Raw genomic sequence first — 11,427 nt, forward strand, 5'->3', positions numbered from 1 at the left:
ACCCGCCAGTAGTGAGCTGCATCGTCAGGAGGCGTCGGCCGTTCCCGGCAGCGCTTCCGGCAGCGGCGCAGCAAACCCGCGCAGCCCCACGACGTGCACATGTTCGTGATTATTGAACACCTTACGCACCAGTTTATAGGTAGTGCCTTTTTCCGGACTGATGTTCTCCGGCGCTGCGATAATCAGCTGCATCTCCAGACGTTCGCACAGCTCGAACAGGGTGGCGATGGAGCGGGCGTCGAGACGCGCCGCTTCATCGAGGAACAGCAGACGGCAAGGCGAGATATCCTTGCCGCGCAGGCGACGGGATTCATCTTCCCAACTCTGCACCACCATCACCAGAATCGACATCCCGGTACCGATAGCTTCCCCGGTAGACAGCGCGCCGGACTCCGCGCGCAGCCAGCCGTCGGAGCCGCGGTTAACTTCCACTTCCATCTCCAGATAGTTGCGGTAGTCGAGCAGCTCTTCACCGATGGTTTGCGGCGTACGCTGCCCCATGTCGATCTGTGGGTTGAGACGCTGATAGAGCTTGGCCAGCGCCTCAGAGAAGGTCAGACGATTGCTGTTAAACAGATCCTGGTGCTGCTCATGCTGCTCGGAGAGCACGTCGAGCAGCATCGAGTGGGTCTCACGCACATTGACGTTCAGACGCACGCTGTTGACCTGGCCGAAGGAGACACTCTGCAGACCCTGGTTGAGCATCCGGATACGGTTCTGCTCGCGCTGAATGGTTTTGCGAATAATGTTGGCCACGCTGCGGGAACTGATCGCCAGCTTCTGTTCACGGTTGGTCAGCTCTTCGGTCAGGCGGCTGAGCTCGATCTCCATCTGCTCGATCGCTTCCACCGGATCATCGGTGCGAATAATATCCTGACGAATACGCTCCCGCAGATGCTGGTACACGGCAACGAAGAACTGAATTTTGCGCTCCGGACGTTTCGGATCTTCCGAGATACGCAGCACGTCACGCAGGTGTTCATTATCGGCGACCGCCAGACGCAGCGCCCCCAGCGCCTTATCCGACATTGAGCGCAGCTCATCGGCGGAGAGATAGGCCAGCTCGCGGCGATGCAGACGACGTTCGACGCCGTTATCTTTCACCAGACGCATCACCGCGCACCAGCCCGCCTTGGCGGTCACCACCTGCTCGCGCATTTCGCAGTAATCGCGCTCCAGCTTGCGCAGTTTACGGGTCAGGTTGTCCATTTCCGCTTCGCAGAAGGTCAACGCTTTCTCCAGCTGATTGCGTCGGGAGCGGTTATTGCTCAGCTGCATGTGCAGCTCATCGCGACGCGCGCGAGCACGCTCTTCCGCGCCGGCGTCGGCGCGCACGCCAATGTCCTGCAACTCTTTATACAGATCGTTGAGCAGCTCTTTCTTGGTGTCATACGAGCTCTTCAGCGAGGCCAGCACCTGATTGTACTGACTAAGCTGCGCCGCATGGGCACGCATCGCGTCGCGCGCGCGGCTGCGTTCGGACTCCGCCTGCTCCAGACGCTGGCGCAGCTTCTCGTTGAGATCGCTGTTGCCGCTGAGCATTTCCGCCGAATCGGAGTAGCTGAAGTGGGCCCTGCGCTGCACAACTTCCGCCAGGGCAAAAGCCTGCTGACGCGCATCGCGCTGGGTTTGCTGCGCATAGGCGTAATCTTCTTTCAGCTGCTCAAACTGCTCCGGATCGCTCTGCAGCACCGAAACAATAGGCTCCAGCTTCGCCAGCTGGTTACCGTGCTGCTGAATAAAGCGCGCGGCCTCCTGCGCTTCGTCCAGACGTTCCTGGATCTCGTCCACGCGGTCGGCCAGCGTATCATCCGCCAGCAGGTTCAGGCGCGGCAGCAGGCGGTTGAGCGCCGACACGCCCTCTTTCGCCTGCTCGTACTGCACACGGTTCTGTTGGTTATCGCTTTCATGGGCGCTTAGCGCACGCTCCAGCTCGCCGCGGCGGCTGTTGAGTTTGCGGATCTCTTCTTCCGGATCGTCCTCGAAAGCCACCGCCAGATGGCTGCCGATAAAGCGGCTGAAGGCCTGGTGCAGGCGCTGGGTTTTCTGCACATCGAACGACAGGGTCGCAAAACGCTCTGACAGCGATTCACGCTCGGCATGCAGGGTTTCAATGCGGTTTTCACGTGCCGCGCGGCCAAACAGCGGCAGCGACGGGAAGCGCGAATAACGCCACTGGCGATCGGCGATCTTCACCACCACCGCTTTTTCCAGCTCGTCGACGCTGAATACGCTGTCGTCAAAGGATTGCGGATCGCCTTCGATCAGATAGAGATCTTCCGGGCAATCTTCCAGCCCCTCAAGCTGCTCGGCTACCCGCGACAGATCCGGAACCACGATCGCATGGCGCGACGGACCATACAGCGCGGAGAAGTACGGCGCATCGTCGAGGCTAACATCATCGTAGATCTCGGACAGCAGAACGCCGCCGAACCGTTCCGCCAGGGCGTTGAGGCGCGGATCTTCCGAACCGCCCGGCTGGCTGAGACGCTCGATTTCTTCGTCGATGGCGCGCTTGCGGGCGCCGACCTCGTCACGTTCAACGATAGCCTCTCGTTCACGCTCCAGCAGCTGCTGCAGGTATTCGGTGACCTCCTGGCCGGACGCAAACTGCTCGCCGCTTTGCTCGCACAGCTGGTTAAGGCTGTTCTGCGCCGCCAGCCAGACCGGCGCCCGGCGCATCAGCGTCTGGGTACGCGACTGCAGTTGCTCCAGCTCCTGACGCAGCGCCATGCGCTGCTCCTGAGCATTGGAGACGCTGTCGGCCAGCGACGCGATGCGCGCTTCCAGCTCCTGATGCAGCGTTTCCAGATCGTCGATATCGTAACGTTTACCCTGGCGTTTGCAGAACTCGGCCAGCTGACGCTCAGCGTCCTGCTGCTCGCGCAGGCGCTGTTCAAGCTCGTTGAGGCGGCTGCGCAGCCCCTGCGCCTGCTCGGCCTGGTGGCGCTGGTTCACGCCGTCGCGCAGCAATTCGCGCGCCACGTCCCAGGCTTCATTGCGCGCCAGCGGGCCGTTAATCGCCGCCACCAACTGGTAAGCCTGTTCAAACTGGCTGTGCGCGGTTTGCGCCACGCTCATTTTCTGTTCCAGCGACAGCATTTTCTCCGTCGCTTCCTGCTCTTTCGCCTGGAAGGTTTCCAGCCACTCGTCGGCGCTCTCCGGGGTCAGATCCGGCAGATGGCACAGCGCCTTCGCGCGCTCCAGCGCCTGCAGCGCCTGGTTATACTGAATGGCGCGGGTCTGCTGCACATCGAGCGCCTGCTGATAGTCGGCGAGCTGGCTTTTCAGCTCATCCACTTCCAGCTCGGCGGCCTCAGCGCGGGCTTCGTTCTCTTCCTGACGATCGACGGCTTCCGCCACCACTTCATTCTGCTCTTCCAGACGGATCTGCAGCTCGTCGAGATCCGCTTCGTAGCGCTCGATTTTTTCCTGCTGACGCAGCGCAGTCTGCACCAGGTTCAGGTGATCGCTGGCGGCCTGGTAATCGGCTTCCAGATCGCCCTCCGCGCCGTTATGCTCCTGCAGTTCGCGCGCCATGTCGACGTGCTTATACTGCTCAGCCGCCAGCTGCGAACGCGAGGTGAAGAGATCGCGGCGATACTCCAGCGCCTTATCCAGGTGAATGCGCCTCTCGTTGGCGTGACGCATATAGTCCGCCGCCACGTAGTTGGTGGCTTCGCTGATCAGGTGTTTAAACAGATCGCGGTCGGACTGGGTAACGCGAATGGCTTCCAGCGTCATGCGGTTTTCCCGCAGCGCCGCTTCCATATCCTGGAACGCTTTACGCACGCCGCTGTTTTCCGGCAGCAGGTAGTCGCGCAGCGAGCGGGTAATGGTGCTGGAGATCCCGCCGTACAGCGAGGCCTCAATCAGGCGGTAGTACTTGCTACGATCGGAGGCGGAACGCAGGCGACGCGCCACCACGCCCAGATCGAACATTAGCGAGTGATATTCGGTGATCGAGTTGAACTGTTTAAACTGGACCCCTTCCATCGCCTCGAGTTTATCTTTCAGCTCGTTGAGGCTCACGACGCGCGCCTGGCGATCGTTCAGCGTTTCGGTCAACAGCTGGGTCGGCAGGATAGAGGTCGGCAGTCCCTGAATGGCGAAAGGTTTAATATCGACTTTACGATCGCGCCCGGCGACCTGCTGCAGGCGCACGCCGACCACCACGCGCTGGTGGCGGGAGTTGATCACATCGAGTACCGAGTAACACACCCCGGCGCGCAGCTTACCGTGCAGGCCTTTATCGCGTGAGCCGCTGGTGGCCCCCGCTTCGGTGGTGTTACGGAAGTGCAGCAGGGTTAAATCCGGGATCAGCGCCGTGACGAAGGCCGCCATGGTCGTGGACTTACCCGCGCCGTTCCCCCCGGAGAGGGTGGTCACCAGTTCATCAAGATCAAAGGTCCGGGCAAAGAAGCCGTTCCAGTTAACCAGCGTTAGCGAGCGAAACTTACCGCGTTCAATCATTACTCTTCCTCCCCGCTATCCGGCTGGTTTTCTTCATTCTCATCATTGAGCTGCAGGTGATTTTCCAGGGCCATCGCTTCCCCGTCGCGGATCAGACGGCGCTGCGCTTCGCGCGGGTCGTCGCCGGCGCGCACATCGGCGCCAAAGCGGAATACCGATTCGGTAATGCGAAACTTGCTGCTATCGTGGCCCATAAACCACACCATCCCCAGGCGGCGTAAGCGGTTAAGCGAGGCCCGCATTTTTTCCTGCAGCTTCTGGCGGTCCAGATCCGAACCGGTGGAACGGTTGTTCACCAGCTTCAGCAGCCTGGATTCATCGGCCAGGGTCAGCAGCTCGTCATAGAGCTCCTGCTGGGTAAAAATCCCTTCGTTCGCCAGGCGCTCCGGGCTGAGATAGAGATAGCAAAGAATTTTGCCCACCATCATATCCAGCTCGGACAGTACCGAGCGCGAAATCAGCGTGGTGGACCGCGGGCGCAGGTAGAAGAATCCCTCCGGCGCGCGGATCAGCTCGACGTTATAGCGAGCGTAAAACTCTTCCAGGTAATCCTGAAAATCCATCAAAAATGCGTGATTATCCAGCTCGTCGAGACCGATATGACGGCCCGCGCGCAGGGCGCTGTCCAGCGCCGGAAATAACGGATTGGCCAACGCCTGCGCCAGCTTAACCGGCATCACTTGTTCAATATTTGTCAATGACATGCGCCTGTACCTTGGCTCCGTAATCATTAATCGGCTGCCATTTTGCCGGCAGTCCGGTGAAATCTGCCTGGGCGACGCCCAGCTGTACCGCCTGATCCACGACGATCCGCGCCACGTCGAAGTGACGCCCGCGCGGATACTGCGCCAGGAACTCCCGCGCCACCAGGCCGAGATCCAGCGGTATTCCTTTCTCTTTATAGACCGCCAGCTGCGCTTCGATCAGCGCCGCCAGCTGCTCGCGAATTTCGTTAAACTCTTCAAATTCGAGGTCCGCCGGCAGCTCGCCGGTGACCTCTTCATCGCGCAGGGCCATCTCTTCATCGCGCATATCCAGCAGGCGGTCGGCGTTGGCGTAAGTTAGCGCCCACGGTTCATCAAAATAGGTCTGCACCGACTGGCGCAGACGCTGGGCGAAGACGCGGTTCTTATCCATATCGATAGCGGTACGGATAAACTTGTGCACATGGCGGTCGTAGCCGATCCACAGGTCAATCGCCTGCTGACCCCAGCTGACGATGCGGTCGAGCTTGCTTTGCAGATCGAACACCAGCCGATCGACAAAATGGAGATCGTCGCGCGCCATGGTCGAGTCCTGAATGCGCAGCAGGTTCGCCTGCAGCTTATCCCCTGCCGCATCCAGCGTATCCTGCAGTTCGCGCAGGGTGCCGGAGGTTTCCGACAGCAGCAGTTCACAGCTGGAAATCGCCGCGCGCCAGTCTTTATTCAACAACTGCGCGATATCGTCTTTCACCAGCTGCTGCTGCTCATCCATAATGCGCTGCGTCAGGTCGATGCTGTCGAAAATTTCCGCTACGGAGTACTTCAGCGGCGCAAAAACGTTGCGATGCCAGTGGAATTCATCACCGCCCTCTTCCGCGGCATCCGCCGCGCGCTTCAGCTCGCCGGCAACGATCGACAGCTGCATCGAGAGACGCAGCGTCGAGAATTCGCGCTGTCGGATATAATAATCGGTGATCCCAATCCCCAACGGCGTCAGGCGATAGATCGCATTGCCTTCGGTAATTTCGCTGGTAAAGCGGTTCAGCAGACGCTGGCGCACCAAATCGTTGATCGCGTTATTGGCGCGCTGGCTGATGGTTTCGCTGGTCTGCTCAAACGCATCACTGACGTGGCGGAACGCATCCACCAGTTCACCCTCGCTCATTTCCCCTTCCAGTCGTTCACCATTCAGAGTGGCGATCGCCAGCAGGAAAGAGAGTCTGTCGACCGGTAGCGAGATTGAAAAATCATTTTTTCTGGCCCAGGCAACCAGTTCGGGGACTGTCTGGGAAAATTCACTCATACTTTATCCTTGCATCTGCGGCTATGAGCCTGGCTCTTAAGCGCGGTGACATGAATATAACGGCCCAGGCTGAGATACGGCTCCTGACGACAGTAGCGCGTCTCCAGCGCCAGCAGCGCCGCATAGCTGTCATGCTGTTGGCGTTTTTCACGCAGATAATCATGAAACACCCGCACGCCGGTTTTGCTGACGATCTGCCAGCCAATCTCTTCCAGCCAGTGATAAACCTGCTGTGGTTCACGCGGATAATCCGGCGACAGCGTGCGTTTTTTCTTTTTTGGCATGCCCAGTTGAACGTAATCAAAATTACCGGCAACCATATTGTGCATCAACAGGCCGTTAGCATTGTAGAACATCAATGACAGTCCACCGCCAGCACGCAGCGTCGACCACAGGGTATGCAGTATTTCCTGGGGCTCCGCCACCCACTCCAGCACCGCATGAAACAGTACCAGATCGACCGGGCTTTCCAAATGCTGCGCAATATCCTGAGCCGCGCATTGTACAAAATGCATGTTGTCGATCACACCTTTATCGGCGGCCGCCTGGCGGGCGCGAGCCACCATCTCAGCGGAGAGATCGCACAGCGTCACGTGATGGCCCAGTTGCGCGACTTTGATGGCCGTTTGCCCTTCGCCGCCGCCGGCATCCAGCACCCTCAGCGGTCCCGGCCCCAGCTGCGCCAACAGCGGTTCCAGATCCTGCCAGAGGATCGCCTGACGCAACTGGCCTTTTGTGGTGCCGTAAATATTGCGCGAAAACTTTTCAGCAATGTCATCGAAATTGCGATCCTGCACGAGTGACTCCACAAGCCAACACAAAACCGCTATTTTGTCATACCCGCGCCGAGAATGAAGCGATCTGTTATAAGATCCGAACATAACTTTGGTTATATGGTTAAAAAAGGAACCATCTGGCATGCTTTTCACGCTAAAAAAGATCGTCGGCGGCCTGCTGTTGCCGCTACCCGCCTTACTGTTGCTGATCGGTATCGGGATCGCGCTGTTATGGTTCAGCCGCTTTCAGCGTACCGGGAAGCTATGCGTGAGCCTCGGCTGGCTGCTGCTGACGCTGCTGAGCCTGCAGCCCGTGGCCGACAGCCTGCTGAAACCGATTGAAGATACCTACCCCACCTGGCGCGGCGAGCAGCCGGTGAACTACGTGGTGGTGCTGGGCGGCGGTTATACCTGGAATCCGGAGTGGGCGCCAAGCTCTAATCTTATCAATAACAGCCTGCCGCGCCTGACGGAGGGCATCCGCCTGTGGCAGGCGAATCCCGGTTCGAAAATGATCTTTACCGGCGCGGCGGCGAAAACGAACCCCGTCAGCACGGCGGAAGCCGGGGCGAGAGTGGCGGAGAGCCTTGGCGTACCTCGCAGCGATATCATTGTGCTCGATCGGCCGAAAGATACAGAAGAGGAAGCGCTGGCGGTGAAGCGCGCCATCGGCGACGCGCCCTTCCTGCTGGTCACCTCGGCGTCACACCTTCCGCGGGCGATGATATTCTTTCGCCATGCCGGCCTGGATCCGCTTCCCGCGCCGGCCAATCAGCTGGCGGTGACCTCGCCGCTCAATCCGTGGGAGCGGGCCATTCCTTCTCCAGTGTGGCTGATGCACAGCGACCGGGTCGGCTATGAAACCCTTGGTCGCGTCTGGCAATGGCTGAAAGGCAGCTCAGGCGAGCCAGGGCAGGAGTGATTTTGCAGCGAGGTCAAAACGGGCGCGATCAAAGCGCCCGGTGTTGACCAGACTATCCACCTCATCCCACAGCAGATAAAGCCAGCGCCGCCAGACAAAGGCCTCGGAAACTGGCGCCTGCTGCAGGTAGCGCCACAGCAGCTGTTCCGCCTGGCCGCCTTCAGCAAGGCGGAACAGTTCATACTCGCGTGGCGCCCACAGCATCATCCCCGGCCCCACCATCGCCAGCAGCTGATCGCTGCGCGGATCTTTTAGCATGCTGCGCAGAGTGAAGTTGCCATGCACCAGCACAGCATTATCATTGAAATCGCGGAACAGCTCCGGAAGGCACTCGCGGGAGCGGAACAAAAGGCGCTTATCCTGCATGGTGAGACCGGTGTCCTGATACAGGTTCAGGGTGCTCCACAATATCTCTACCCGCTGGCGGTACCAGTTCGGCCACAGGTTTTCCTGGGTATTGTCGACCATTCCCACGCAGCCGCCACTGTCCTGCCGATGCCACGCCAGCAGCCCCTCGACGATTTGCTCCTGCAGTTGCTCCCAGCGCGCCGGGGTGCGCGTCGGCGCCTCCACCGGTACGCCGCGCAGGCGCTCAAGCAGCAGCACATCTGGTCCGGGATGTTCTTCGTGCGTCATGACGCCATAAACCACCGGCATACGCACCGTACCATTACGCGCCAGGGTCGAGATCTTCCATGCCAGCTGCCGCGCCACGCCGGGCGTGGTGAAACTTCGCGCCAGCAGCGGCATCGGGTTTCCCTGCGCATCGTACAGGAACCACAGCGCCGTAGCGGCTTGTTCACTGACACACTCCACCCGGCTTAGCTTTTCGCCAAGAAGATGACTGAGTTCGGTTCGCAACTGTTCCATTGTCGATTACCCCTATGAACACTACTGGTTTCATAATGAGCGCCCGCACCTGGCTTGTCATCGGATAAGATCAAAAAGGGGTAAAAAAAGCGAAAAACCGACGGGATATCCCCTCCAGCAAGGAGGGGACAGAGGACTAACGCAGCTCAGCGCGGACGCGCTCCAGATCTTCCGGGGTATCCACGCCGGTGCCGGGCACTTCCGCCGCCACGGCGACATGGATTTTCTCGCCATACCACAGCACTCGCAGCTGCTCGAGCATTTCAATCTGCTCCAGCGGGCTCGGCGCCCAGCTGACATAGCGGCGGATAAAGCCGGCGCGATAGCCATAGATGCCGATGTGACGCAGCAGGGAGTCACCGATGGTCTCGCGGGATTGGGCAAAGCGATCGCGATCCCAGGGAATAGTCGCGCGGGAGAAATAGAGCGCGTAACCCTCGGCATCCATCACCACTTTGACCGCATTCGGGTTAAACGCCTCTTCCGCATCATGGATCGGTACCGCCAGGGTCGCCATTCCGCTGCTGCTGGCAGCCAGATTCTCCGCCACCTGGCGGACAATCGCCGGGGGGATCATCGGCTCATCGCCCTGAATATTGACGATAATGGTGTCATCGCTGAACGCACACTTTTCCACCACTTCCGCCAGCCGTTCGGTGCCGGACTGATGGTCGGCGCGGGTCATACAGACCTCGCCGCCGGCGGCTTCAACCGCCCGGGCGACATCTTCGTGATCGGTGGCGACAATAATGCGATCCGCGCCGGATTCGCGAGCGCGCTCCAGCACATGGACAATCATCGGCTTACCATTAATGTCCTGCAGTGGTTTTCCCGGCAGGCGCGTGGAGGCGAAACGCGCAGGAATAATGACCACGAAACTCATGAGTGACTCTCTTCTAGCGCCAGCGGACGCGCCTCTGTCTCCAGCAGCACCGGGATACCGTCGCGCAGCGGAAACGCCAGGCTATCAAGTTTGCAAATAAGTTCTTGCTTATCCTGACTGTAATACAGCTTGCCGTTACAGACCGGGCAGGCGATGATTTCAAGTAAACGGTGATCCATGTTTCCTCCTGATGGACCGGATAGATTTCTCAGCAGCATATCACAGGAAGGCAGGCGCCGGGATCAATCGGCGTCGATTTCCCACCCCTGCTCCTGGCCGACAAACAGCCCTTCCGGCAGGCGTCGGCAAAGGATCCGCTCTGCCGATTGCCAGCGTGCGAAGTCGTTAATCGCCCGGCGCAGCCCCTGCTCCAGACCACGGGTGATCTTCACCCCCTCCTCCAGCCACAGAGCGAAGATCTCCAGCTCCCGGCTTTTGCGATGTATTTTACTGTCCATCCGCCCGACCAGTTTTCCCTGGTGCAGCAGAGGCAGTACGAAGTAGCCATACTGACGCTTCGGCGCCGGGGTATAACACTCCAGGCGATAGCTGAAGTTGAACAGCTGCTCAGCGCGTTTCCGATCCCAGACCACCGGGTCGAAGGGCGAGAGCACGGCGCTATGGCTGGCGGTCAGCTTACCGCCGGGCGCGGTCTCCAGCTGCGCCAGCGCCTCGTGATGCAGCCACATCTCGCCGAGTGCTTCCACGTTAACTGGCACCACCAGCCCCTCTTCCTGCCAGGCCGCCAGCAGACCCGGTAGCGCCGGCTGGCGCAAGCGATAGTAATCGGCCAGCCACTGGGCGCGGAAGATGCCGAGACTACGGGCGCTATTGCGCAACATAATGGCCTCTGCGTCTTCGCGGGAGAGCGCGTCGCGCTCGTCGTCCCAGTCCGGCATCACCCGCCGGGTTAGATCATACACGCGGTGAAAATTGCGCCGCTCCACCACCATCACTTCGCCGGCGGTAAACAGCCCTTCCAGGTGGCGCTTATGCGGTTTCCACTCCCACCAGCCGCTGGCGCCTTTGCGCGGGTGGGTAAAATCCGCCGAGCGAACCGGGCCGTTTTGCCCGATATGCGCCACCAGCTCGGCAATACTCCCGGCATGCTCCTCCATCCATGCGCGATGGTATTTCCAGCCCATATTGTCGGGATTCAACATGCGATGGCGCACCAGGGCGAAATCGCTGCGCGGCAGAAAGCAGGCTTCATGCGCCCAGTATTCCATTAGCTCGCCGTTGCGCAGCGACTCATCCAGCCAGTGCTGCGGATAGCTGCCAAGACGGCTGAACAGCACCAGGTAGGGGCTGCGGGCCACCACGTTGATGGTATCGATTTGTAGCAGCGACATCTGCTGGATGGTGGAAAGAATGTCTTTCGGGCGAGCGCGACGTCGGGGCTTCTTTAACAACCCCTGCGCCGCGAGATGGAGGTGGCGCGCCTCGTTAAGCGATAGTTGCAATACCGACATGCAGGTTCTCCGTCAGGAATTCCA

The 11,427-nt window shown here is 59.9% G+C and carries 9 protein-coding genes; 1 reads left to right on the forward strand and 8 read right to left on the reverse strand.

Going from position 1 to position 11,427, the window contains the following annotated elements; genetic code table 11:
• Positions 1-24: 24 nt before the first annotated feature.
• The 4 genes from mukB to cmoM are packed head-to-tail and all read right to left on the reverse strand — an operon-like array spanning position 25 to position 7,277.
• Positions 25-4,473, reverse strand: coding sequence for a chromosome partition protein MukB (gene mukB / locus LPQ25_RS17000; protein WP_004176682.1), 4,449 nt, complete (start codon positions 4,471-4,473; stop codon positions 25-27).
• On the reverse strand, positions 4,473-5,177 hold the full coding sequence (mukE, locus tag LPQ25_RS17005) for a chromosome partition protein MukE (RefSeq protein ID WP_004150840.1): 705 nt from the start codon (positions 5,175-5,177) through the stop codon (positions 4,473-4,475). The genes mukB and mukE overlap by 1 nt, the downstream gene beginning before the upstream one ends.
• Positions 5,158-6,480: a chromosome partition protein MukF gene (gene mukF, locus LPQ25_RS17010; RefSeq protein ID WP_002898189.1), complete on the reverse strand. Its 1,323-nt coding sequence runs from the start codon at positions 6,478-6,480 to the stop codon at positions 5,158-5,160. The genes mukE and mukF overlap by 20 nt, the downstream gene beginning before the upstream one ends.
• Positions 6,477-7,277, reverse strand: a complete 801-nt coding sequence (gene cmoM / locus LPQ25_RS17015) for a tRNA uridine 5-oxyacetic acid(34) methyltransferase CmoM (RefSeq protein ID WP_002898187.1) — start codon at positions 7,275-7,277, stop codon at positions 6,477-6,479. The genes mukF and cmoM overlap by 4 nt, the downstream gene beginning before the upstream one ends.
• Positions 7,278-7,398: 121 nt before the next feature.
• On the opposite strand from cmoM, the gene elyC reads away from it, so the two are divergent.
• The gene (elyC, locus tag LPQ25_RS17020) at positions 7,399-8,178 is read left to right on the forward strand and encodes an envelope biogenesis factor ElyC (RefSeq protein WP_004141786.1); all 780 of its coding nucleotides are present in this window, start codon (positions 7,399-7,401) and stop codon (positions 8,176-8,178) included.
• On the opposite strand, the gene LPQ25_RS17025 is transcribed toward elyC, so the two are convergent.
• The 4 genes from LPQ25_RS17025 to LPQ25_RS17040 form a co-directional block, all read right to left on the reverse strand.
• The gene (locus LPQ25_RS17025; protein ID WP_004176684.1) at positions 8,155-9,048 is read right to left on the reverse strand and encodes a YcbJ family phosphotransferase; all 894 of its coding nucleotides are present in this window, start codon (positions 9,046-9,048) and stop codon (positions 8,155-8,157) included. The two genes, elyC and LPQ25_RS17025, sit on opposite strands and share 24 nt — an antisense overlap.
• Positions 9,049-9,184: 136 nt before the next feature.
• The gene (kdsB, locus tag LPQ25_RS17030) at positions 9,185-9,931 is read right to left on the reverse strand and encodes a 3-deoxy-manno-octulosonate cytidylyltransferase (RefSeq protein WP_012737725.1); all 747 of its coding nucleotides are present in this window, start codon (positions 9,929-9,931) and stop codon (positions 9,185-9,187) included.
• Positions 9,928-10,110: a protein YcaR gene (ycaR, locus tag LPQ25_RS17035; protein ID WP_002898177.1), complete on the reverse strand. Its 183-nt coding sequence runs from the start codon at positions 10,108-10,110 to the stop codon at positions 9,928-9,930. The genes kdsB and ycaR overlap by 4 nt, the downstream gene beginning before the upstream one ends.
• A 63-nt stretch (positions 10,111-10,173) precedes the next feature.
• A complete protein-coding gene (locus tag LPQ25_RS17040) occupies positions 10,174-11,403 on the reverse strand; it encodes a winged helix-turn-helix domain-containing protein (protein WP_004147814.1) in 1,230 nt (409 codons plus the stop codon).
• Between the last annotated feature and the right edge of the window lie 24 nt (positions 11,404-11,427).

The sequence above is a fragment of the Klebsiella sp. KPN54798 genome (genome assembly GCF_021184225.1).
Taxonomy (GTDB): Bacteria; Pseudomonadota; Gammaproteobacteria; order Enterobacterales; family Enterobacteriaceae; genus Klebsiella; species Klebsiella pneumoniae.